The organism is Aeromicrobium panaciterrae, assembly GCF_039537165.1.
Classification (GTDB): Bacteria; Actinomycetota; Actinomycetes; order Propionibacteriales; family Nocardioidaceae; genus Aeromicrobium; species Aeromicrobium panaciterrae.
This window is the reverse complement of the sequence record NZ_BAAAZZ010000001.1, coordinates 1-22230: the sequence shown is the minus strand read 5'-3', so window position 1 is coordinate 22230 and position 22230 is coordinate 1. Positions and strand designations below refer to the sequence as shown.

The window sequence follows — 22230 nt, the reverse complement described above, 5'->3', positions numbered from 1 at the left end:
ATGGAATCCAATGCTGCTGCCGTGCCGTACTCCGACGAGTGGTGGTTCAAGCAGCTGTACACAGTCATGCATCACAGCGAACGCCGACTCAACGACAAGAAGATGTCCAGGGTCGAGTGGTTCGACTTGCTCTGGCGCCACTACACCGGCGATGCCCCGCTGCCCGACTTCGCGCCGACCGAAAAGAAGAAGGCCGCACGCGAGGTCATGCGCATGGGTCGCGCCAACATCGCCCGACTCTCTGTCACGTCGCTTCTCGATCGCATTCGGCTCAAGGGTGTCCACATCATCTCGAATGACTCGGCCGACGTTTCTGGCGACGATGGCGACGACGGTGATGGGTCGGATGCTGCTCGCCGCCTCATGAAGGCAAACGCCCGCGCCCTGCAAGACACGTTCCGGTACGCAGCGGTCATGTCCGAAGGCATCCTCTGGATCTCGAACCCGACCGGTGACAAGGCGGTGGCCACGGCCGAAGACCCGCGTCAGTGCGTCACGATCAACGATCCGCTCGACCCCGACAAGGTCGTCGCGGCGATGAAGATCTACGCCGATGATCTGACGAAGTACGTCTACGCCCACGTCGCCCTCCCCGCTGACGAGAATGGCGAGCAGGTCGAGCGCGTCCGGGTGGCACGTCGCAAAGGGCGCTCCGCCGGCCTTGGGAACTCGTGGTCCGCCGGACCTTGGGAGTGGGTCGACACACTCTCAGACGAGGAGCAGAAGCGCGAGCCCAAGGGCGCGAACCTCCCGGTCTCCGGTCGCGGCGTGTTCGTACACCGCTTTCAGTTCACAGACGACATGGGCTTGTTCGAGCCGAACCTCGACCTGCTGAACCGGATCAACAACATGATCGTCGACCGGCTCTGGATCTCGAAGTTTCAGACGTTCCGTCAGCGTGCTTTGCAGGACGCCACCGAACCCGGCTCCGAAGTCGATCCCCTCCCTGACACGGACGAGGAGACCGGCGAAAAGATCGACTACGACGACCTGTTCGAGTCCGACCCTGATGCCATGTGGAAGCTCCCCCAGGGCGTGAAGATCTGGGAGTCCCAGACTACCGATCTGCAACCGGCGCTCTTGTCCGTACGCGACGACATCAAGGAATTCGCCGCCGTCACCCGCACACCGTTGACGCTGTTTGTCCCGGACGCCGTGGGTGGCTCTGCCGAGGGTGCCGCGCTTGCTCGTGAGTCGCAGGTGTTCCACGCTGACGCGATCATCGAACGCTGGAACCAGATCGTGTCCGACGTCGCGGCTAACCTTCTCGTCGCTGACGGTCAGGCTCTCGACCCCGAAGCCGAACTCGAGCCCATCTGGCTGCCCACCGAGCGGTATTCGCTCCTGCAGCGGTCACAGGCCGCGCTCGCCGCGAAGAACACGGGCATCCCCCAGGAGGGAATCTGGGCCGACTTCTGGCAGCTGGACCCGGCGACGATCGCCCGGTACAAGCGGATGCGGAACAAGGACCTCCTGTTCGGCGACACGCCCCCAGCGCCGCAGACCGAGTCCGAACCGGTGACGGAGCCGGCCGATGGCCCAGCTGACGCCTGAGCAGAAGGCCCAGCTCACCGCGCTCGTCATCGCCAACGGGTTGGCGTACGAGAAGCTCGAGGAACGGCTTGTCGACGCGGTGCTCAAGTTGCTGTCGCAGATCCGCGGTTTGTGGTTCACGAGGGGCGTCACCGAGCCGGTCGAGCGAGAGATCGCCGATCTAGTCCGAGATGCCCAAGAGGCTGTCGGCGACCTGACCGAGGAGTTCTCGAATCAGGTGTTCGAGGCATTGCGGATCAGGGTTCCCAAGCGCCAAGCGGACCTGCATGTGAAGATGCCGGCCAAGCTCCGCGGCCTTGACATTCTCAAGGAATGGGAACGTCCAGCCCGTGACGCCCGAGTCATACGGCTGCTTGGCGCCGATGAGTTCGAGGCGAACGAGAAGGCCCGCTGGCGTGCCGAGCAGCAGGCCCGCATGGATCTGGCACTCGCCCGCCGCGAAGCCGAGCGGCAGCGTTGGGGCCTGTCGGAAGACATCACCGGATATCGGCGCATCCTGCATCCCGAGCTCAGCCAGACAGGGCCGTGCGCGTTGTGCATCGTCGCTGCGACCCGTATCTACGGCAAGGCCGATCTCAAGCCACTCCACGGTGGGTGCGTCTGCACCACCCTCCCGGTCACGAAGTCGTTTGACCCCGGCCTCGAGCTCAACCGCGACGACCTTGACGCGATCTACGAAGCCGCCGGCGGCAACCGTCGCGAGAACCTGATCCGCGTTTACGGGCTCGACATCGCCGGACTCAAGCCCGAAGCCGTTGAAGGTGAACACGGCGAACTCGGCCCGTACCTGTATGACCCAAGGTTCCGTAATCGTGACGCGAAGCGCACCGAGGAACTGGCACGCAAGGGCATGGACCCGCAGCGCGTGTACGACGTCCAGCGAAAGCTCGTCGAGAAGTTCGAGAAGGACATCGCTGCCGGCAAGAAGGTGTCCGCCAAGACCCTCGAGTTCCACCGCCGCATGCGCGACGAGTGGCTCAAGAAGCTCAACGACGCCGCCTAGACCTCCCGTCCATCCGCAGACGGGGATCGCACACCACGCCACGTGGTGCTGCAACCAACCCTCCGACAGGGAGACACGCATGAACCGCAACACGCTGAACCGCCAGTCCCGGTTGCTGCTGGACCCGTTCGGGTTCCCCCTCGCAACGATCGGACGCCGTACTCCTGGACGTGACCCGGAGCCCACCGACCCGCCCGAAGGTGGCCCCACGGTCCCGCCGGCTGATCCTCCCAAGAAGGACGATCCGACAGACCCGCCGAAGAAGGACGATCCTCCCGAGGATCGCGGATACCCGGCGGACACTCCTGTCGCTGAGATGACCCTCGAGCAGCAGGTCGCCTACCACAAGTACCACTCCCAGAAGCACGAGAAGCGAGCCAAGAAGCTCGGTGATGTCACTCTCGAGAAGTACGCCGAGGACATGGCCGAACTCGAGCGGCTCCGTCAGGCCACGCTCTCCGATTCCGAGAAGGCGATCGAAGCCGCTCGAACTGAGGGTCGGCAGGCAGCACAGGCCGAGACCAACTTGAAGGTCATCAAGGCCCATGTGGACGCGTTCCTGGAAGCACGGAATGTGGACCGCACCACGATTTCGGACACCCTCGAGGCGCTGAACTTCGAGAAGTTCGTGAAGGACGGAGACGTCGACACCGACAAGCTCCACTCCGTTCTGACATCCCTCGTCCCCGACGCCGGCAAAGGCGGCGGACGTTGGCCCGACACGGGCCAGGGCAAGCGCGGTGGAACGGCGAAGACGAAGGGCGTGGCGGCAGGCCGCGACCTCTACGAGTCCGTCCACGGCACCAACAAGTAGCACCACTCACCCAACCCCGGAAGGAATCGACTATGCCCAAGCTGCGTAGCGAGACATACGGTGCGGGAGACCAGTCCTGGCTCGGTTCTTCGCACGGCATCAACGAGTGCCGTACGGAGATTCTGGACATCTCCGCGTTCACCGCGAACACCCACTACCCCAACGGGTACATCCCGTCGGGCACCCCTGTCGCGAAGGTCGGTGGCGTTCTCGTCCCCTACGACGTGACCGAGGCCACCACGACCAACGCGGGCGTGCTCGCAGGTCACATCTTCACCGACCAGCCGGTCATCGGCACGGACGACTTCGCCGTCCCGCTGCTCGACCACGGCCGCGTGAAGGCAGCGAAGATCGCTGCTCTCCCGTACGCATCGTTCGTCCGGCCCGCCGCGGCCGCGAAGAACGCCGCCCACAACATCGTCTACATCTGAGAGGGGCTGACATCAAATGAGTCTCTGGACTGATCTGATCGACCCGGCAACACTGACCGGGTACGCACGCAAGTCCCTCGAGGACTACGAGGCGGCGAAGGGTACGCTCGCTCGCTACCTGCCGAACCGCACCGTCGAAGACACCGTTGTTCGGTTCAACGTCACGCAGAACGGACTCGTCGAGACGGCGAAGTTCCGTGCGTTCGACGCTGAGCCGGAGATCGGCAAGGGCGAGGGCGGAAAGCGGGTCACGATCGAGCTTCCCGCGATCGGGCAGAACATCCCGATCACCGAGCTCGACCAGCTCCGCAACCGCAACGCCAGCGACGATCTCAAGGTTCGCGAGATCCTCAAGACCACGCGTCGCGTGGTCCGGGCTGTCGCTGACGCCATGGAGTACCAGCGCGGTGTCGCCCTGCTCACGGGCATCGGCACCATTGCGCAGGACAACTTCACCGCGGTCGACAACTTCGGCCGCTCGGGATCGCACACGGTCTCGGCCGGCACGGCGTGGTCGGACGTCACGGTGGATCGTCTCGCCGACCTGCAGGCGTGGGTCGACACGTACGAGGCCACCAACGGGGAACTCCCCGGCTCGATCGTCATGACCAAGCCGGTGTTCCGCGCCTTCGCCAAGGGCAACCAGTTCCAGACCCAGCTGGTCAACGGTGGCGCACGCCGCCCGACCGACGCCGAGGTCCGCGCCTTCGTCGAAGGACAGGACCTGCCGCCCATCGAGATCTACACCCGCAAGGTGAACCTCTCGGGCACCGGTACGACCTCGGTCCTCGGTGCGGACAAGCTGCTCCTCCTGCCGGCTCCGGTCGATCCCGACGACGCTGAGGGCACTGACCTCGGCGGCACGTTCTGGGGTCGCACCCTGACGTCCGACGATCCCGACTGGGACATCGAGGACACCGAAGGCGCCGGCATCGTTGCCGGTGTGTGGAAGAACGACAAGCCCCCGATGATCTCCCAGGTCATCTCGGACGCCATCGGTCTTCCCGTCCTGGCGAACGCCAACCTGTCGTTCTGCGCGGACGTCCTCTGATGTCGCGGGCTCTGGCAACCACGGTCATCCTCCCGGACCCGGACACCGGCGAAGCCCGCGTGTTCCTGGCCGGAACGGTGCCGGATGAGTGGGCCGCGGACCTCATCACCAACCCCAAGGCATGGGGTGAAGGTGTCAAGCCCGCGGTCGACGAGGAGTCCGATCAGGACGCCGACGACACGTACGAAGACGACTCGCAGGATGAGTCGGAACAGGACGAGTCCGACGACGAGAGCGACACCGACGAGGAGGAAGACGAGTCCGATCAGGACCCCGACGCCAATGAGTCGGACAAGGAGTCCGACGACTCCGAGGTTGAGCTCGTCGAGCCGCCCCGCACTGGTGAGGGTTCAGGCGTGAAGGCGTGGCGTGCATACGCCACCGCCAAGAACGTCTCGTTCCCCGAAGACGCCAAGCGGGACGAGATCATCGCGGCTGTCGACGCAGCCTCGAACAACTAAATACCGACATCAGGGAAGGGGATCGCTGGCCATGGAAACCATCACCGAGTTCGATCAGGTGCGAAACGGATTCAAGCCAGCGGTCCCCGACTCTGACGAGGAGTACGTGACCGACCTCATCGAGGAAGCCGAACTCGAGCTCGCACGCCGCCGCGGCGACCTCCGCACATGGATCGACGCCGGCACCTCGCAGGACATCCGCGACGACCGGGAGCACCGGATTGTCGTCGTTGTCCGCCGTGCCGTACGCCGCGTCCTCAAGAACCCGTCCGGGTACGCGTCCGAGACGGATGGCGACTACTCGTACACCCGGTCCCGCTCGGCCGCGTCCGGAGAGATCAGCATCACCTCCAAGGACTGGCAGCTGCTCGGTGTCAGCAATGGCATCAAGGCCGGAACGATCCGGTCCAAGCTCTCCCGCACTTCGCCGCGCTACCCGGACCAGGGGCGTTGTCGATGAGTCTGCTCGACGACGCTCGGCACGAGGTCACCCTCTACCCGGAGATCGAGATCATCGACGACCTTGGCAACAAGCGCCGGGTGCCCGACTTGGAGAACGGCGTGATCCTGTACGGCCGTGTCGGATCGCCTCAGTCATCGGAAAACACCTCGGTCGGCAACCAGACCGTCGCCACCCAGAAGGTGTTCCGGACCCGCTCATTCATTGGTGGGGCGTTCGCTGCTGCGTCGTACGCCGGCCGCATGTGGGACGTCATCGGCGAGCCCGACTTCCACGACGGCTCCGACGTGACCCGGCACTACTCCGTCACCCTGCAAGCACGCACAGCCAAGGCAGTCTGATGGCCCTCATCTACGAGAAGGTCAACGGCGTCGACCTCCACGACTACATCGCACACATGCCCGGTGTGAAGGACGCGGTCAACGAGAAAGGCCGTGAGACCCAGCATGTAGCGGAGGCGATCTTCGCAAAGCATGACCGTCCAGGCGGGCACCAGATCACCGGGGGCCCCGACGGCATCACCGACTACTACGTCTATCTCGAGGGCCCGGTCCCGCACATCATCGAGTACGGACGCGCCGCGTACGTCACGAAGAAGGCGCAACGGCTCGGCGACCGCATCATCCCCGCCGGCACACACGTCGGCGCGTGGGACGGAACACACGTGCTCCGCCGAACCTGGGAGGCGATGTAGATGGCCGTCCACGTCAACAAGCTGCTCAACGAAATCCTCCGCGACGAACTCGAAAGCAATGACCGGAATTTCGGCACATCACTCCCACCTGACCTCGCCGACCAGATCCCGTTTGTGCACGCAGTCCACAGCGCCGGATCGCTCATGGACCCAGAGTTCGCGGACTGGGCGTCCATCGTGATTGACGCGTACGGCGCGTCCGACACGGAAGCGTTTAACGCGGCGCAGTCAGCACGCACGCTCGTCGTCGACGCGTGGAAGAACCAGACCCAGTTTCCTGCCGGTTACATCAGCTTCTTCGACAAGGACAACGCTGTCCCACCATTCCCGGCGCCAGCCGCGGCGGTGCCTGACGGACTGTTCCGCTACACCGCCGAGTACCGGCTGCTGCTTCGCACACCGCTGGCCTGACGGCCACCCGATCTACCCCACCAATCGGTGGGGTCAACGTCCTGCCCTGACCGTCCGGTCTGGGAGGAATCCGCGCACCCACCACAACACCCGGAGGTATTTCTCATGGCACTCGATGATGGTGCGGTCGTCCTCCCCGGACGCGGCTACCTGTTCTGGAATGACACCGCCGGCGCTGCGCCTCCTGCTGACACGCAGGTGGAGATCGCCGCGCTCGACCTGACCGCGGCAACTCTCCCCACCGGTTGGCGCAACCTCGGCCACACGTCACGTGAGAACAACGTGGCGCTCGGCAAGGACGGCACCGAGGGCGAAACGAAGGGCTCGTGGCAGAGCTCAGCACTTCGCAAGCTCGCCGACGAGACGATCTGGTCGCTCACCGCTGCGTCGCTGCAGCTGTCGAACGACACGCTGGATCTCTACTTCGGTGAGGGCGACATCTCCGACCCGGACGTCTACCACGTCCTTCCGTCGGCCACACCGATGTCAGGCGCCCTCTACCTGGTGCTCGTCGACGGCTCTGTTCGTGTGCCGCTGTACCTCGCCAAGGTCTCGGCAACGTCCGACGACGCGCCCGAGTTCGATCCGACCGCGTTCCTCGAGTTCAGCATCAAGATGACCGTTCTCGAGCACAACGGCGCCGCGGGACTCATGTCCTGGTACGCCGCCGGTCTGGGCACGCCTGCCTGACCCCATCTCCCTGCCCGTCGCGTCCAGCGCGGATAGCGCGGCGGGCAGGGGCTTCACCACACATGTCCGCGCATATCCGCGAAAGAAGGAACACCCATGTCAGAATTCACATTCACTCTCGAGGACGTCAAGCAGTCCATCGAGGAGCAGTACGGACCGGTCGTGATCGGCCTCGGCGAGGCCGGCACCGCGACCCTGATCCAGGCCGTGCGTCTGCCCGACGCGACGCAGGACAAGCTGCTTGCGATGCAGGCCCGGTTCAACGAGATCCGCAAGACGGCATCTGAGGTGGCACAAACCAGCGACGGCGAAGATGACGAAGGCGCCTCAACTGCCGCCCGCGATGGCAAGAAGCAGTCAGTCGAACTGCTCGAGGAGATGCTGACCCTCGTCGCGAAGACCGACGCGGACGCCAAGCGCATCATCAAAGCCTGCAACCACGACCTGCTCGTCCTCGGCGGCGTCTTCCAGCGATACGGGAAGCGGTCCCAGCTGGGGGAAGCCTCAGCCTCGTCCGGCTCCTCCGAGAGCACGGCGGGGCAATCGCCTCAGACCTCTCCGAGTACCACCGCCTGAACCTGCGGGCCGTGATGTCGGACCTCATGTCCGACACGCCCACCGAGTTCGACCCTCGGTACATCCTCAACCTCATCGTGTGGATGACCGACACGTCGGCACTTAAAGCGTCCGTGTCCGGTGGGGTCCATCACCGCGGATGGGGCATGGACCGGTACCTCCTCCGAGCGATCCAGAACGGGATCTCCACCAACACGGTGGTCACCGCGAAGGCCGCTGCCGGCAAAAAGGCCCGGTCAGTCAAGAGCCCGAAGATGTGGCCCGGTCCGGACGAGATCCACAAGACCGCCACGACGCCGAAACCGAAGCTGTCGCTCGCTGACTTCGCACGCAACCTGACCCGACGACGTCGATAGGAGGTGACTCATGGTCGCCAGTCCTGGTGGTAAGGAAGTAGGGCGTCTAGCCCTCAAGGTTCTCCCAGACACCAGTGACTTCGTCCCTGAGTTGAAGGCGTTCGCGGAACGGGTCGAGTCCGAGATCAAGATCGAGATCCCGGTCCATCTGGACCGGGACAGCTTCGGCGCCGAACTCGAGATCCTCGAGGCACAGGTCAACGCGGCCGAACCAGTGCTCGACGTCGGCATCGACGTCGATGGCACTGGCGCGTTGGAGCATCTCGAGATCATCCTCGACGCCATGCAGGGCACCGCGTCCCTGCACGACATCGACGTCGCGGTGGACCTTGACGTGGGAGGCGCCACAGCGGAGCTCGCAGCCTTCACCGGGGCCACCGCAGCCGCCGGCGCCGGATCTGGGTTCATCGGCCGTCAGATCGCCCTGTGGGGTCCGCTCATCTTCGTCGCCGCGGTCGGCATCGCCGCGCTCGCCCCGGCGTTGGCGGTGATCTTCCCGTTGGTCGCAGGCATCGCCCTAGGGGTCGGTGCGATCGCCCTCGGGTGGGACTCCGTCAAGGACACCTTCAAGCCCATCACCAACGCGATCAAGGACATGAAGAAGGAGATCGGCGGCGTACTCACCGACGGCCTCGGACCGCTGATCTCGACGTTCGTGAAGAACTTCATCCCCGTTCTCACGCAGGGGCTGACGATCTTTGCCGGCTTGTTCAACACTGCCGCGAAGGGTCTCCTCGGGTTCCTCAACTCGGGTGAAGGTCTCGACCTCATGTCCCAGTTGGTCGTCGGACTGGGCAAGGCGTTTGCGCCCTTCGCGTCGCTGATCGGGCCGCTGGCTGAGGTCTTCCTCCGACTGTCCATCGCGGCCCTGCCGGCCCTGCAGATGATGGGCGACGCACTCCTCGAGGTCACGACCCAGTTCGCCGACTTCCTCACCGGTACGAGCGGTCCGTCCAACGCGATCACCGACTCGATGTCGGAGCTCGGTGACGTTCTCGGGATCATCGGCAAGCTCATCAAGGACCTGTTCCCCCCGCTGGTCGACGCCGCCCCCGGTGTCATCTCCATGCTCGAGGGAATCGGCGAGGTCATCGGTCAGGTGTTCAAGGCACTACAGCCGTTGTTCCAGTTCATGTCCGATCACACGACGACGATGAAGATCATCGGCGCCGTCCTCGCTGGTGTCGCGATCGCTCTGGGCCTTGTCGCTGCTGCAGCCCTCGTCGTCGGTCTCGTCACAGCATCCGCGGCCACCATCATCGCTGCAGCGATCGGCGCCGTCATCGGGTTCATCATCTACGCCTACAACGAGTGGGAGACCTTCCGCAACATCGTCGACGCCGTCATCTCTGCCGTGGTGTTCGGAGTCGCGTTCATGGTCGAGCTGATCAAGATCGCCTTCAACGCCATCGTCGCCTACATCCAGTGGGCAATCGGGTTCTGGATCGGTTTCGGCACCGCAGTCGGCAACGCCATCGGCACAGCGATCGACTGGGTGGTCGGACTTCCAGAGCAGATCCTTGACGCCGTGACCGGGTTCGGCGACCTACTTCTAGACGCAGGCCGAGACCTGATTCAGGGCCTCATCGACGGCGCCGAGGAAATGGTTGACGTCCTCATGGACACCGTCAGGAACATCGCTGGCGGGGCGGTCGACGCGGTCAAGGGCATCTTCCACATCCACTCGCCGTCGAAGGTTTTCCACCAGATCGGTGTGTACGTGATGCAGGGGCTCGTCGACGGTCTCGAGGCCGGCACACCTGAGGTCGAAGCGGCATTCGACCAACTCGCGGACATGGTCGACAAGTTCTCCACGATCGCACCCAGCGTCGACTTCTCCACCGAGAACATGTCACCGCTCACCCGTGCGGTCGACGCCGCCCTCATCTCGGGTGACGCACACGGCCCCACCGAGATGGTCATCCGTGATTGGTCCGCCGGCAAGGGATGGATGCAGAAGACCACCGACGAGAAGGCAGCACAGACCGAAAAGCTCAACTCGATCGACGACATCCTGGGAGGACCTGAGTGACCACGCTGACGATCCCCCGGACCTCATCCGCGACAAACTACGAAGGCTCGCCCACTGCGAAGTACGGCAGCACCCAGACGCTCCTGTACATGTCGAACCAGGCAACGAAGCGTCGGTTCGCGTACGTCGCCAGTGCGATGCCGGCGATCCTGCTGAACCCCAACACGGAGATCCAGTCCGCGAAACTCTACTTCCGCAACAAGGACGCGTGGGCGGGTTCCAATCAGGTCACCGCGACGATGCTGTCCGGTGCGTGGTCGGCAGCGAACCTGTCGTGGAACGTCAAGCCCGCCACGACGCTGCTCACCGCGTCCCAGACGAAAGTGGACGCTGCAGCGAACACGCTGTGGGAGCTCGACGTGTTGGCGCACCTCGAGGCGATGCAGGCCGGTGCACCGAACCGCGGGTGGCGCCTGTCGACCAACTCGAACACCATCCGGTCGATAAAAAACACCGGCGCAGACGCGGTCGCGTTGGTCGTCGAATACTACGTGCCGCCGAACAAGCCCACTGCCCTCTCACCCGCGGATGGGCAGGTCGTCTCGTTGGCCAAGCCGTCGTTGAAGGTCACCGATGTCGACCCAAGCCTGACGGCGCAGGTAGCGATCCAGGTGCAAATGAATTCGACAAACGTGTGGACGGCGCCGACGTACGATTCCGGCGAGCTCCCGTCGACGTCGTCCACGGTAGACCTGTCCACCGTTGTGGGTTCACCGACACTGTCACCCGGTGACACCCGTTGGTGGCGTGGCCGGGTCAAGGGCACAGGCAACATCTGGTCGCCGTGGTCGGACGGGGCGGAGTTCCAGTACCAACCGCTTGGCACGCTGGCCATCTTGGTGCCTGATGCGCCGCCGAACAACGAAGTCACCGACCCAACACCTCCGATCGGTTGGGACCCGTCGTTCGTGCAGACGGCGTACCGGATGTTCATCGTCGACCCCGACCTCCCCCCCGACTCGTGGGTGCTCTACGACACTGGCCTGATCGCCGGCGCCGCAGACACCGACGCGCCTGACGAGGGCGTCATCACCGTCGTTGGGAAGACGTACCGGACAATCGTTCGGTCGTGGGACGGCTACAACCGGGTCAGCAACGGCGGCGTCCCCGAGTACGTGGAAGCCTCACGTGACTTCACGTTCGAGCTCTCCGCAGGAGTGGACCCGGTCACGGCGCTGGCCGCGGTCGACCTCAACCCGTACCCGTTCGTGAAGCTGACGTGGTCCCGTACTACCGAACCCGACATGTTCCAGATCGTCCGCGATGGTGTGCAGATCGCGCTCGTGCAGGCTGTTGACGCCACGATCGGCGGCGACGACTACGAGTGGGTCGACTCCACAGCCGCACCCCGGCAAGAGCACACATGGATCGTCCGGGCGATCGTCAACGGTGAAACGTCCGCGACCAACCCCGACGTCACAGCCGAGATCAACCCTCGCGGCATCTGGTTGTGCGACCCCGAGAACGACGTCTACGTCACGGTCATCACCCAGGACGCGCAGTCGATGGTGCTGTCGGAATCAGGTGAGACCTTCACCGTCCTGAACGCCGAATACTCCGTCCGAACCGTGTCGTCGCTGCGCGGCTACACCGGCAGCATCACAGGAGAACTGTTCGCCACCGAACTCACCGGAAGCCTCACCGGCGCCCAGCTGCGCGACATGTTCCTCGACGTCCGCGACCGCTACGTCGGCCGGCAGATGACGCTCACCCTCGCCGACATGGCGTTGCGCGTCGTGCCGTTCAACATGACGGTGTCACCGACCCCACATCCGGGAAGGGATGGGGACTACCGGTACGTGTGCAGCTTCGACTTCATAGAGGTCGCCGCCTAGATGTACAACTACCTCGGACTCGACAACGAGAGCCTGCAGGCATACCTCGACCACATCGTCGCTTTCCCCGTCGTCAACTTCCGGGTGCAGGTGTGCGACCTCGAGCACCAGCCCGTGTCGAACATCAGCAACCGGGTGTTGGCCGGACAGATCACGTACGACTGGGACGGCGAGGAATCGACCCGCGTCCTGACGATGAGCGTGTTCGACCCCGACTACGACCTCGGATTCGACACCTCCGACATCGTCGACGGTGTCTGGTTCTTCGACCGCATGGTGCAGGTGTGGTCCGAGGTGTACGTCCCCGCATTGGGGTTCGTCGTCGAGTGCCCGATGTTCACTGGCCCGGTTCGCAAGTTCAAGCGACTCAACCAGGTCGTCACCCTCGACTGCTCCGGCAAAGACATCTTTGCCCGTCAATCGTGGCCCCGGTTCACCATCCCCAAGGGCACCAACAAGGCCACAGCGATCAGGCAGATCCTTACCGAGCTCGGTGAAACCAAGTTTCGGTTCGAGGCCACCACGGTCCAGAAGACCGGAGAGACCAAAGTCATTGACCGCAACATGACCCTTTCCCCGTGGGGGTACGCACGCCTACTCGCGTCGACATTTGACTGCCGTCTGTTCTATGACGGCGCCGGCTACGCAACCCTGCGAGCCAAAGACCCCACTCGCCCGGTGTTCACGTTCCGTGACCGCGACGGTGGGTCGGTGCTCACCGAGCCCGAGACGTCCGGCGACTTCTCCCGCATCGCGAACGTCGTACGCGCCGAAGGTCTCAAGACCCCCAACGGAGCCAACCCGTACTACGAGGCCATGGTCCCAACGACGTCAGTAATCCACCCCTCGAAGCTGTCCCGCGGTGGAAAGCCGTTCTACATGGGCGCCGTGGTGATCCGCGACTCGATCACAACCACCGCTCAGGCGAAGTCCGTCGCCCAGTCCGAGCTTGCCGACCGTCAGAACGCCGCGTACGACATCCAGTTCGACTCCCGGCCGATCTTCCCGCTCGAGGAGGGCGACCCGATCGCCACCAGCATCGCCGGCATCGGGTCGACCTCCACGCTGCTCAAGTTCGTGATCGGTTTCGCACCATCCGCAGTGATGCCCATCGGCTACAAGAAGCTCGTCGCCCCACAAGTCGCCAAAATCCGGAGGTACTAGTGCAGGTCCAAGGTGTTGTCGAGTCGGTCGACACAATCAAGGCGGGAGGGGCCCTCGAGGTCGCAGCCACCGCCGGCGACACAGTCATTCAGCTAGACAATCTGGTCGACTTCAACCCGGCTGGCGGTTCCTCTGTTCTGCTCAGCGCCGACGACACCGGCGACATCACTGAGACCGTGACCTACGACGCTGGCGGTCTCGACACCGACGCCAACACGCTCGCTCTCGCGGCACCGCTGGTGAACTCATACCCCGCCGGCGCCGCTGTCACCATCGACCCACCCTTGTCGCGCAAGATCGTGCAAGTTCTGACCGATGAAGACTCAGTTCCGTTGCCGGCAGGCGTGCTCCACTCGTTGAAGGGGTACTCGGTGATGGTCGACGGACCCCGTGACCCCGGCACAGGCGAGTCGGTCATCGTTGACGACGTGGGTGGCCGTCCCACCGTGGTGGAAGTGCTGGATCAGCAGCCGCTGATCGACGGCGGAAACATCGACCCAGAGTCGGCTATCCCCCCCGAGGCGATGACAGATGGACTCGCTCCGGCCGAATCCCCAGCAACGACTGTGACACCGTTCGCAATCGGCGCCGTGAAGGCCACATGGCCGGCGCAGGCCAATGCCGACCCCGTCATGTACGACGTCTACGCGTCACTCACCTCCCCGGTCACCACCGCCGACGAGTTGGTGACCTCCACGTCCGGGTTGTCAGCGGTCATCTCCCGTCTCGGCGGGAACCAAATCCCGATGACCGAACCAGGCACCGACATCCATGTGGCGGTCGTTGCTCGTGACGCAGACGGTGAAGCTGAGATTGGCGCCGAAGGGTCGGGGGCGGCACGGCTCGCTGACAACGAGTTCATCTCCGCTCTATACGCCTACTTCGGAGAGGTACAGGTCGCCCAGCTGACCTCAGGCGTTATTGACGCGCTAACTCAGATCGGTGTCGGCACGTCCATCGTCATCTCCACGCCCAGCGTGGGAGTCACCCCACTCACGGGCGGCATCGAAGTCCTCGACCCTGCCAACCCCACTGGTGAACCGCTGGTTCGTCTGCACCCCGAGGGTTGCACGTTTCGAGGGAAGGTCACCACCGACATCCTCACCGTGCTCCAGGACTTGATCATCAACGGCGACGCGACGCTTTCCTCCAGCGGCACGTTCACGCTTGAAAACGGTGTCTCTGACCCGCCAGCGGCCCCGGACCTTGCGCAGGGTCCGTTGACAGCGATGGCGTGGCCCTCGGCGCCAGCAGGGCACGCACGCAAAGGCATCTCGTGGGATGCGTCTGGTGGCCAGTGGGTCGAAATGTTCACCCGCACATCCGACAACGTGTCCCGCTACCGGACCGTATCGACAGCTGGTGTTGCCGGATCGCTGGTGACCTTCTCGTCGAGCCTCGCCGGCACAGGGATCACGGGTGTCAGCTTCTCCCGCATCGGCGGTCACACGGTCTTGGGAACGTCCATATATCTGACTGCCGTGTACGCCAACGCGTTCGGCGATGAATCCATCGTCCTGCACAAGTCCGTCTTCTCCACAGGTGCACGGCAAGGCGAGACGACACTGGTCTTTTCTTCCTTCGCGAGCAACGCCGATCCCGCAGTCGGCCACGACGGCACAGACCTCATCGCCGTCTACTACGACACCACCTTGGGTTTCCTCGCGTCCAAGTTGTCCACATCGTTTGTTCATGCCGGCACCACCGAACTCACCGGCCCATCGGAGGATTCCTTCTCTGCCGACTACCGGTTCGTGGGCATCGGCAACTTCGGTTACGGCGCATCCAAGCTCACTCTGGTCAGCGACACCCACGTCGATGTCTATCCCTTGCCCACGTTCTCTAGCGACTCGAAGGCCCGTGACGCAGCCCTCTCGTGGGTGCTGGACTCATCCGTATCAGCGGTTGCGGGCGGCATCGCCTACAAGACCAACGGCACCAACCAGGCGTTCTACTCGACGCACAGCGACGGCAAGTTGTCGCGATGGTCCTCCTACTATCCCGCTGCGTCAGAGAAATTCTGGGTGAAGTACGTCGACACCGGCGCAGGTGCGACTCACACCGCGCCGTCACCGACGTCGTCGATCGCCGTGGGCAAGCGACGGTTCGCCACGGCAACGCTGCGCGATGCACCGTCTGGCGTCACCGGTTCCGACACATACGTCGGCTACGGGTCCTCAACTCCGGCGACGTTCTACAAGCGGCCCGAGGTGCTGAGTGGGCGGGTCTTGGTGATGACGTCACTCAAAGACACCAGCGGGTCGACGTCCGTGCCCAGTACCAGCACGATGGGCGGGTCGCCAGCGCTCCTGAAATCCCAGGTCGGCGGTCTGCAGGCCGGCGGTGACGGATCGTTCACGGCACCCCTGCAGGACCAGCGGATCTCGCCCACGCTGCAGAACGGCACGGGTACAAGCGAGGTCATTGTCGCGCAATGGGACCTTCCTACGGACTACCTCATCGACGACGTCATGTACCAGATCGCCATGCTCGCCGACGTTTCGAGCACTGCCACGCTGACATGGAGGATCAGATGCGGCACGGCCGGCACCACCGCCGACGCGACCATCAAGACGTTCGCCACAACGGGTGCTGGCGCTGCGAACGTGCTCGCCTCCAACGACTTCAAGCTCTCCTGTCTCGCCGACGGTATCTCCGGCCTACTGGCCGCGGCGGGCTACGCCATGTTGGGCAACGCGATCGTGGGCCCGACGTCCGGTGGCGGCGCCGGTGTGGCGGTGAACACCACGGTTCCGCTCAAGCTGAGTGTCACCCTGACGCAGTCCGCCGCCCAGACCACGACGATCCGATCTGCCGTGCTCAACCGATTGAGGGGTTGACGTGAACAGGAGCGTGAACTGATGACCGCCGAGTCCGATCTGCAGCGTGCGGTTGATCGCCTGACGAAGACGGTCGAGGACCTCCGAGCGACGCTCGTGAACAAGGAGGTCTACCAGTCCGACCAGCGTGGTGTTGCCGCTGAGATCAGGAACTTGAAAGACGACGTCGAGGAGATGAAGGACGGTCAAGCTCGCAGGGACACAGAGCGCAACGCCGACCGGCGCCTCCTCATCGCGGCGTTCGTGTCGCCGCTGCTCCTCCTGGTTGTCCAGCTGTATCTCGCTTCACAAGGGGTGACGTGAAATGGTGCCGACTTCGATGACACCGAGGTTCCGCAGGATCGCATGGTTGTTCATCGCAGTGATGACGCTCTCGACCCTGTACATGATGTACACGCCGATCGTCGACCGGCTTGACAAGTCGGAGGCCAACCAGTCCAAGACGGTCGCCGCGCTCGACAAGGCCAACGCCAAGGTCGCCGCGCTCGGGTCTCAAGTCCGACGGCTCGGCGAGGAGCCCGTCGTCTCGGTGAAACCTGTACCGGCACCCGCGCCGGTGCGAGGTGCAACCGGTCCGGCTGGTCCGGCCGGTCAGAACGCCACAGACTCGCAGGTCGCCGCGGCGATCGCGACGTATTGCATCTCACACGGGGGATGTCGGGGGCCCGTTGGTCCAGCCGGCGCGGCAGGTGCAGCTGGCACGAACGGAACCAACGGCGCCGATGGCAAGGACGGCGCTGACGGCGCTGATGGCAAGGACGGGCGCGGCATCGCGTCGGTCACCTGCCAAGGTCTCGGCACCTTGACCCTCACGATCACCTACTCCGACGGAACGTCAGAACAGGTGCCCTGCGGCGCCTGACGCACATCGCCGCTTGACCCCGCCTCTCGGCGGGGGTCTCAACCATCCCCTCACGGAGGAGTCCGCGCATGGCTGCACCCACCACAAAACCGATCGGCACACCGTACGGCAAGAAGGGCGACTGGGCCGCTGGGTACCACCCCGGCGTCGACTTCCTCTGCCCTGTTGGCACCCCTCTTAAGGCGCCGGCGGATTCGACGATCATCTACGCAGGCACTCGCTCCCCGTGGGGCACGGCGTACGGCACATGCGTCATCGGTGAGACCAAGGTCAACGGTGCGAGGTACCGCTGGATCACGGCCCACATGTCGTCGACGTCGGTCAAGGCTGGGCAGAGGGTGAAGCTCGGCGCGGCGCTCGGTAAGTCCGGCAACACGGGCCGCACCACAGGACCTCATTGCCACTTCGAGGTGCGCCATTCACCGTTCGGCTACTGGGATCACCTGAACCCGAAGGTCGTGCTCGACGTCAAGGCAGCGCCGTCCGTCCCGGTCACCCCCGAGGACCAGATCTACATCGTGACCGCAAAGACAGAGCTTCTCGGCCGTGAGTGGCCCGTCGACGGACCGGTCCGATCGAGCGCCGCCAACGGCCACATCGTGACGTCCGTCGGCCGCACCGCCAAGCAGAAGGACGGCGAGGTTTGGGTCAAGAATGTCTCCGGGTTCTACTGGTCGACGAAGTACCTCGAGAAGAAGGCGACCCCGCCACCTACGCCGAAGATGACGATCCGTCCGCTCTGGTACAACATCCCCGGCCCCGACAAGATCAAGAACGACAGCACCCGAGCGAAGGCCGGCGCCGCGCTCATCAAATCAGGCCGGCCGTCGGTATTCGGTCTGAACGAGCTAGTCGGCACAGGCAAGAACACCGCCAACCCGACCGTCCCGTCACCCTTTGCCAAGAAGGTCTCGACCGCATTGGGCCTCGAGTACGGCATGGTCATCCCGACCACGGCAGCCAACGAGAACTACCTGTTCTGGGAGAAGGACAGCACCGGCCTCGTCAAGCGATACCCGGACCTCAAGGTGTACGCGAAGGTAGACGGCAAAGCGGTCCCTGGACGGCACCTCACTGTCGCGGTGTTCGAGGACATCAAGTCCGGCCAGGAGTTCGTGTTCGGCGTGACGCATCTCGTTGACGGCAAGCAGTGGGGCGCCGGACGGACGGCGCAGGCGGTCCTCATCCGCAAGGAGCTTGACCGGATTTCCGCACTGCACGGCAACGCGCCCATCTTCATCGGTGGCGACATGAACCGCTCCGACGATCTTCCGGCGTTCACAGAGCGTGGACAGTGCAACCTCCGCAAGAACCCGAAGGCGAGCACGAACGCGATGTACGCCACGTACACCAACATCGCCAACGACGTCATGGGGAAGAACCCCGAGTGGATCATCGACCACGGATACGGTCCCGCGAACTTCGTCCGCAACGGGTACACCGTGCTGCTCGGCTACGACGCGTCCGGCACCTTCCCGCCGATCCGGCCCTCGGACCACGTTCCGATCCTGTTCTCCGTCACCGCACCGTAAAGGAGTCACACATGTTCCTCACCAAGAAGAAGCTCAACGCGGCCGTTCTCGCCCGGTACTGGAAGGCCTTTGCCGGGTTCTTCGCCGGCGCGGTCGTCCCACTCGTGGGACCTCTCACGCAGGGCGAGTGGCCCGTTGCCGCCGACTATCGCATGTCGCTCGGCTTCGCGCTGTCGGCGGCGTTCCTTGTCGGGATCTCGCCGAAGAATGCTGAGTAGTCGCTGTGAACCGCGAGCAGGTTGTTGCCGTCGGTGCTGGCGTGGGGCTGCTGTCCCTCGTTGCGGTCGCCGTCTTCGGCGTGCTCGCGTTGGACGCCTGGTTGATCTGGCAGGTCGTTCAGCGATGAAGTTCGTCATCGGAATGGTCCAGCTCTACTACGAGCTCGGTGCCTGCCTGTTCGACACGATCCGCACACGATGGAAGGACCACCATGCCACTCCCCGGTGATGTCCCGAAGGTCACGCTGACCTACGGTTCCCACATCGACTCAGCCGCCACCCCCATCGTCTCAGGCGTCATGCTCATCACCCCGGAGATGACCCGCACCCACATCGCGTCCGGCACGTACGTCGACCGGTCACCGATCGAAGTGCCGATCGCCAACGGTGTCGGGACGTCAAACCCCGTCATCGCGTCCGACGCTCCGGGATTCAATGTCGACGGACTTGTGCTGTACACCATCTCGTTCCTGAAACTGATCGACGAGAGCGGCAAGGTCGTCAAGCGACACCCCATCAAGAACGTTTCCCTGCCGCTCGCGACACCCACGGTCGATGTCGACCTTCTCGACGCAAGCACCCAGCCCGGTGCGAAATTCACCTACCCGTCGGTCACCAGCATCGACGAGCTCACCGGTCCAATCACCGCATCCCAGCTGCTCGAAGTTCTCGGCCTCGAGGACGTCGTCATCGACGTCTCTGGACTCACGAGTTCTCTCGCCAGCGAGATCACAGACCGGCTCACGGGCGATCAGGACAACGCTGACGCGATCGCCACTGAAACCGCGGCTCGCACGGGCGCCGTTGCAGCGATCAACGACGCCCTCACCGACAAAGCCGATCTCGTCGGTGGGCAGGTCCCTGGCGCCCAGCTGCCGTCGTATGTCGACGATGTGCTGCCGTACGCCAACCTTGCGGCGTTCCCGAATCCGGGTGAGGCTGGCAAGATCTACATCGCCGAAGACTCCAACAAGCAGTACCGGTGGGCAGGTGTCGGACCCGGCTATCAGGTCATCTCCGACACGATCGCCCTCGGCGAGAACGCGTCGACCGCCTACCGCGGGGACCGCGGCAAGACCGCGTACGAGCACTCTCAGTCGACGGGCAACCCGCACGGAACCGCGGCCGACGTAGTCCCGTTCAACCCGTCAGGGAGCATCGGGGCCAACACCGTCGCCGGCGCACTCGCCGAACTCGACTCCGAGAAGGCCAGCGTTGTCGTCGTTGCTGGCAAGGTCGATGCCACGCCCGCCGGCAAGGAACGTCTCGCGATCGTCGACAACTCCAAGCTGTGGCCGTTCCGTGCCGCACTCGGCAAACGGGACACTCGCCTGGTCAACGTGGGCATCCTCGGTGCGTCGTCCACGGAGGGTGCGTTCGTTGGCTCATTCGACCGGACCCTGAGCCAGCAGTTGGTCAAGCTTCTCCGCAATCGCTACCCCACGGCCGGGCTCGCTGCCGGCGCTGGCGGTCGCGGATTCATCGGCATCCCCTCTAGGGAACTGACAACGTCCCCTCAGTACGCCGCGGGCATGTGGCCGCAGGCGTTCACAGGTGGAGCGTACGACCCGCCGTCATCCGGCGCCGCCTCGGCGTTTGACGCTGGCGCCAAGCACATGAGTTGGTACTCCAACGTCGTCGGCAGCAAGTACGTTCACTCGCTCGCGACACCAGTCACCTCGTATGAGGTCCACCACGCCAAAGGCACGAGCGGCACTGCCACGTCTGGGTACCACAAGCCCGACGCTGGATCGAGCACCGTTTTCAGCACCGGTCCAACGGTCGGTCTCGCCAAGGAAACAGGCGGCGCGGCGACGTCAACGATTGAGGTGGGGGTGAACGCTGCCGGCTATCTGGTCGCCACCGGCATCCGCGAGTACGCCGGCGACGAGACCAAGGGCATCCAGGTCCACAACTTCGGGCACTCCGGAATGAAGATCGCGGACTGGCAGGACGGGTACGCGATCGCCAACTCGTGGCGCGAGCATCTCGCATCGTTCAACCTCGATCTGCTGATCCTCCACGACCTCGGCGCCAACGACGCGTTCGGCGGCATGACACCTGCACAGGTCAAGACCGCCATCGTTAACTTCATCGTCATCCTCCGCGCCGGCGGAATCACCTGCCCCATCGTGGTCTCGGCGCTGTTCGACCCGTCGGGTGGTGCAGCCCTGGGGTCGCCGTGGTCTTCGTACGCGACTGTCATGCGCGAGATCGCCGACGCCGACGCCACGGTCCTGTTCGTCGACCATTCGGTGCGCATGCCATCGACCGCAGTGACTGACACACTCGGCCTCTACTCAACCGTCGATCACGTGCACGCTCGCGCTGACGGTGCGATCAACAAGTGGCAGGCGTCAACGTACGACGCGTTCCTTGCCGCAGCCTGAACACCCCGCCCTCCCCGATTGGCCCCCATCTCCTTCGGGAGGTGGGGGCCGCTTTAGTCGTTGGTGCTGCCTCCCAGCCCTTCGGGGGTGAAGCGTGGGAGGCAGCAGACCGCGATCGTAGGACCTGTCGCCGGCGCCCGCTACCGTCTGTCCACATGCAGGCGTCCGAGTACCCATCGCACGCGACCAACGTTCAGCCCGCGAAGCAGTGGGTGAAGGTGCTCAACGAGTCGTGGCCGCCGCTCGAGGTGTCGCGCCGAATCCGCGACGTCGAACCCCAGGATGAGATCCCGGTCATCGTTCGTGTGCAGTTCGAGACTGGCGAGGAGTACCTCGAGGGCAAAGCGGTGTGGTGGGTCAACCGCCAGACACGGCACGTGCGGATCGCCGTCAACGACTCTCGCTTGCAGACAGGCGGGGTGACTGTCGACCCAGCGGACGTACGCCGGCGCTAGTGGACGTCGTCGGAGCTATCGACCCATCCGCGGTGGATGCACCGCTCCCAGACTTCGGGGTCGATCAGGTGGTCGCCGCGCATGAGCTCGGAAAGCTCACGCTCAACGAGACGAGCGGCCTCGAGGTACGGGCGCACGTCAGTGGCCGGAAGGGCGGGGCTCGCGGCGCCTGTCGACAGGATCGTTCCGTCGCGGTCGACGACAGCACTGATCGACCCGAAGTCCGGGTCGATCACGGCGTGCAGCGTGCTTGTGCTCATGTGAAAAGCATATCGCTGCTCGAGCACCGCGAGAAGTATTGGAGGTCGCACACATCAGCATGTGTGTACTAATGTGTGGACCTACCCCGGATTCTTGCTCCCCCGATTGGACTCGAACCAATAACCTGCCGATTAACAGTC

At 64.2% G+C, this 22230-nt stretch carries 25 protein-coding genes; 24 read left to right on the top strand and 1 reads right to left on the bottom strand.

Annotated elements, in window-relative coordinates:
* From ABD683_RS00125 to ABD683_RS00010, 24 genes are all read left to right on the top strand, one after another.
* Nucleotides 1–1554 carry a hypothetical protein gene (locus tag ABD683_RS00125; RefSeq protein ID WP_344766207.1) on the top strand — a complete coding sequence of 518 codons (1554 nt, stop codon included), beginning with the start codon at nucleotides 1–3 and terminating at the stop codon, nucleotides 1552–1554.
* Nucleotides 1535–2557 (top strand): hypothetical protein, encoded by a 1023-nt coding sequence (locus ABD683_RS00120; RefSeq protein ID WP_344766205.1) that lies wholly within the window; start codon nucleotides 1535–1537, stop codon nucleotides 2555–2557. Before ABD683_RS00125 ends, ABD683_RS00120 begins: the two co-directional genes overlap by 20 nt.
* A gap of 79 nt (nucleotides 2558–2636) precedes the next feature.
* Nucleotides 2637–3371, top strand: coding sequence for a hypothetical protein (locus ABD683_RS00115; protein ID WP_344766203.1), 735 nt, complete (start codon nucleotides 2637–2639; stop codon nucleotides 3369–3371).
* 32 nt (nucleotides 3372–3403) lie between these two features.
* On the top strand, nucleotides 3404–3802 hold the full coding sequence (locus tag ABD683_RS00110; RefSeq protein ID WP_344766201.1) for a hypothetical protein: 399 nt from the start codon (nucleotides 3404–3406) through the stop codon (nucleotides 3800–3802).
* Nucleotides 3803–3818: 16 nt separating this feature from the next.
* Entirely contained in the window at nucleotides 3819–4853 is a 1035-nt protein-coding gene (locus ABD683_RS00105) for a major capsid protein (protein ID WP_344766200.1), read from the top strand.
* The gene (locus tag ABD683_RS00100) at nucleotides 4853–5314 is read left to right on the top strand and encodes a hypothetical protein (protein WP_344766199.1); all 462 of its coding nucleotides are present in this window, start codon (nucleotides 4853–4855) and stop codon (nucleotides 5312–5314) included. The genes ABD683_RS00105 and ABD683_RS00100 overlap by 1 nt, the downstream gene beginning before the upstream one ends.
* A 31-nt stretch (nucleotides 5315–5345) precedes the next feature.
* Nucleotides 5346–5774 (top strand): Gp19/Gp15/Gp42 family protein, encoded by a 429-nt coding sequence (locus ABD683_RS00095; RefSeq protein WP_344766197.1) that lies wholly within the window; start codon nucleotides 5346–5348, stop codon nucleotides 5772–5774.
* A complete protein-coding gene (locus tag ABD683_RS00090) occupies nucleotides 5771–6115 on the top strand; it encodes a hypothetical protein (RefSeq protein WP_344766195.1) in 345 nt (114 codons plus the stop codon). Before ABD683_RS00095 ends, ABD683_RS00090 begins: the two co-directional genes overlap by 4 nt.
* Nucleotides 6115–6468 (top strand): DUF5403 family protein, encoded by a 354-nt coding sequence (locus ABD683_RS00085; RefSeq protein WP_344766193.1) that lies wholly within the window; start codon nucleotides 6115–6117, stop codon nucleotides 6466–6468. The genes ABD683_RS00090 and ABD683_RS00085 overlap by 1 nt, the downstream gene beginning before the upstream one ends.
* A complete protein-coding gene (locus ABD683_RS00080) occupies nucleotides 6469–6879 on the top strand; it encodes a hypothetical protein (protein WP_344766191.1) in 411 nt (136 codons plus the stop codon).
* A gap of 105 nt (nucleotides 6880–6984) precedes the next feature.
* The gene (locus ABD683_RS00075; protein WP_344766189.1) at nucleotides 6985–7569 is read left to right on the top strand and encodes a phage tail tube protein; all 585 of its coding nucleotides are present in this window, start codon (nucleotides 6985–6987) and stop codon (nucleotides 7567–7569) included.
* A gap of 96 nt (nucleotides 7570–7665) precedes the next feature.
* The gene (locus ABD683_RS00070; protein ID WP_344766187.1) at nucleotides 7666–8145 is read left to right on the top strand and encodes a phage tail assembly protein; all 480 of its coding nucleotides are present in this window, start codon (nucleotides 7666–7668) and stop codon (nucleotides 8143–8145) included.
* Between the two features lie 11 nt (nucleotides 8146–8156).
* Nucleotides 8157–8501, top strand: coding sequence for a hypothetical protein (locus ABD683_RS00065; RefSeq protein ID WP_344766185.1), 345 nt, complete (start codon nucleotides 8157–8159; stop codon nucleotides 8499–8501).
* 91 nt (nucleotides 8502–8592) lie between these two features.
* Nucleotides 8593–10533, top strand: a complete 1941-nt coding sequence (locus tag ABD683_RS00060; protein WP_344766183.1) for a phage tail protein — start codon at nucleotides 8593–8595, stop codon at nucleotides 10531–10533.
* The gene (locus ABD683_RS00055; RefSeq protein ID WP_344766181.1) at nucleotides 10530–12368 is read left to right on the top strand and encodes a DNRLRE domain-containing protein; all 1839 of its coding nucleotides are present in this window, start codon (nucleotides 10530–10532) and stop codon (nucleotides 12366–12368) included. Before ABD683_RS00060 ends, ABD683_RS00055 begins: the two co-directional genes overlap by 4 nt.
* Nucleotides 12369–13532, top strand: a complete 1164-nt coding sequence (locus ABD683_RS00050) for a hypothetical protein (protein WP_344766180.1) — start codon at nucleotides 12369–12371, stop codon at nucleotides 13530–13532.
* Nucleotides 13532–16372 carry a hypothetical protein gene (locus tag ABD683_RS00045; RefSeq protein WP_344766178.1) on the top strand — a complete coding sequence of 947 codons (2841 nt, stop codon included), beginning with the start codon at nucleotides 13532–13534 and terminating at the stop codon, nucleotides 16370–16372. The genes ABD683_RS00050 and ABD683_RS00045 overlap by 1 nt, the downstream gene beginning before the upstream one ends.
* Before the next feature lie 21 nt (nucleotides 16373–16393).
* The gene (locus ABD683_RS00040; RefSeq protein WP_344766176.1) at nucleotides 16394–16675 is read left to right on the top strand and encodes a hypothetical protein; all 282 of its coding nucleotides are present in this window, start codon (nucleotides 16394–16396) and stop codon (nucleotides 16673–16675) included.
* Nucleotides 16676–16721: 46 nt separating this feature from the next.
* On the top strand, nucleotides 16722–17234 hold the full coding sequence (locus ABD683_RS00035; protein WP_344766174.1) for a hypothetical protein: 513 nt from the start codon (nucleotides 16722–16724) through the stop codon (nucleotides 17232–17234).
* A 68-nt stretch (nucleotides 17235–17302) separates the two neighbouring features.
* The gene (locus ABD683_RS00030) at nucleotides 17303–18766 is read left to right on the top strand and encodes a peptidoglycan DD-metalloendopeptidase family protein (RefSeq protein WP_344766172.1); all 1464 of its coding nucleotides are present in this window, start codon (nucleotides 17303–17305) and stop codon (nucleotides 18764–18766) included.
* 11 nt (nucleotides 18767–18777) lie between these two features.
* A complete protein-coding gene (locus ABD683_RS00025) occupies nucleotides 18778–18984 on the top strand; it encodes a hypothetical protein (RefSeq protein WP_344766171.1) in 207 nt (68 codons plus the stop codon).
* 5 nt (nucleotides 18985–18989) lie between these two features.
* The gene (locus tag ABD683_RS00020) at nucleotides 18990–19112 is read left to right on the top strand and encodes a hypothetical protein (RefSeq protein WP_344766170.1); all 123 of its coding nucleotides are present in this window, start codon (nucleotides 18990–18992) and stop codon (nucleotides 19110–19112) included.
* A gap of 84 nt (nucleotides 19113–19196) precedes the next feature.
* Nucleotides 19197–21374 (top strand): SGNH/GDSL hydrolase family protein, encoded by a 2178-nt coding sequence (locus ABD683_RS00015; RefSeq protein WP_344766169.1) that lies wholly within the window; start codon nucleotides 19197–19199, stop codon nucleotides 21372–21374.
* 155 nt (nucleotides 21375–21529) lie between these two features.
* Complete coding sequence (locus tag ABD683_RS00010; protein ID WP_344766168.1) at nucleotides 21530–21829, top strand: hypothetical protein; 300 nt, start codon at nucleotides 21530–21532, stop codon at nucleotides 21827–21829.
* Here the strand turns inward: ABD683_RS00010 and ABD683_RS00005 are convergent.
* Complete coding sequence (locus ABD683_RS00005; protein WP_344766166.1) at nucleotides 21826–22089, bottom strand: inosine/xanthosine triphosphatase; 264 nt, start codon at nucleotides 22087–22089, stop codon at nucleotides 21826–21828. The genes ABD683_RS00010 and ABD683_RS00005 overlap by 4 nt on opposite strands.
* Nucleotides 22090–22230: the final 141 nt, after the last annotated feature.

Excerpts from the sequence above, each read along its gene's own strand:
- ABD683_RS00095 (WP_344766197.1), top strand. The coding sequence starts at position 5,346 with ATGGAAACCATCACCGAGTTCGATCAGGTGCGAAACGGATTCAAGCCA.
- ABD683_RS00015 (WP_344766169.1), top strand. The coding sequence starts at position 19,197 with ATGCCACTCCCCGGTGATGTCCCGAAGGTCACGCTGACCTACGGTTCC.
- ABD683_RS00125 (WP_344766207.1), top strand. The coding sequence starts at position 1 with ATGGAATCCAATGCTGCTGCCGTGCCGTACTCCGACGAGTGGTGGTTC.
- ABD683_RS00070 (WP_344766187.1), top strand. The coding sequence starts at position 7,666 with ATGTCAGAATTCACATTCACTCTCGAGGACGTCAAGCAGTCCATCGAG.
- ABD683_RS00100 (WP_344766199.1), top strand. The coding sequence starts at position 4,853 with ATGTCGCGGGCTCTGGCAACCACGGTCATCCTCCCGGACCCGGACACC.
- ABD683_RS00050 (WP_344766180.1), top strand. The coding sequence starts at position 12,369 with ATGTACAACTACCTCGGACTCGACAACGAGAGCCTGCAGGCATACCTC.
- ABD683_RS00040 (WP_344766176.1), top strand. The coding sequence starts at position 16,394 with ATGACCGCCGAGTCCGATCTGCAGCGTGCGGTTGATCGCCTGACGAAG.
- ABD683_RS00075 (WP_344766189.1), top strand. The coding sequence starts at position 6,985 with ATGGCACTCGATGATGGTGCGGTCGTCCTCCCCGGACGCGGCTACCTG.
- ABD683_RS00010 (WP_344766168.1), top strand. The coding sequence starts at position 21,530 with ATGCAGGCGTCCGAGTACCCATCGCACGCGACCAACGTTCAGCCCGCG.
- ABD683_RS00115 (WP_344766203.1), top strand. The coding sequence starts at position 2,637 with ATGAACCGCAACACGCTGAACCGCCAGTCCCGGTTGCTGCTGGACCCG.
- ABD683_RS00110 (WP_344766201.1), top strand. The coding sequence starts at position 3,404 with ATGCCCAAGCTGCGTAGCGAGACATACGGTGCGGGAGACCAGTCCTGG.
- ABD683_RS00120 (WP_344766205.1), top strand. The coding sequence starts at position 1,535 with ATGGCCCAGCTGACGCCTGAGCAGAAGGCCCAGCTCACCGCGCTCGTC.
- ABD683_RS00005 (WP_344766166.1), bottom strand. The coding sequence starts at position 22,089 with ATGAGCACAAGCACGCTGCACGCCGTGATCGACCCGGACTTCGGGTCG.
- ABD683_RS00025 (WP_344766171.1), top strand. The coding sequence starts at position 18,778 with ATGTTCCTCACCAAGAAGAAGCTCAACGCGGCCGTTCTCGCCCGGTAC.
- ABD683_RS00030 (WP_344766172.1), top strand. The coding sequence starts at position 17,303 with ATGGCTGCACCCACCACAAAACCGATCGGCACACCGTACGGCAAGAAG.
- ABD683_RS00085 (WP_344766193.1), top strand. The coding sequence starts at position 6,115 with ATGGCCCTCATCTACGAGAAGGTCAACGGCGTCGACCTCCACGACTAC.
- ABD683_RS00080 (WP_344766191.1), top strand. The coding sequence starts at position 6,469 with ATGGCCGTCCACGTCAACAAGCTGCTCAACGAAATCCTCCGCGACGAA.
- ABD683_RS00105 (WP_344766200.1), top strand. The coding sequence starts at position 3,819 with ATGAGTCTCTGGACTGATCTGATCGACCCGGCAACACTGACCGGGTAC.
- ABD683_RS00090 (WP_344766195.1), top strand. The coding sequence starts at position 5,771 with ATGAGTCTGCTCGACGACGCTCGGCACGAGGTCACCCTCTACCCGGAG.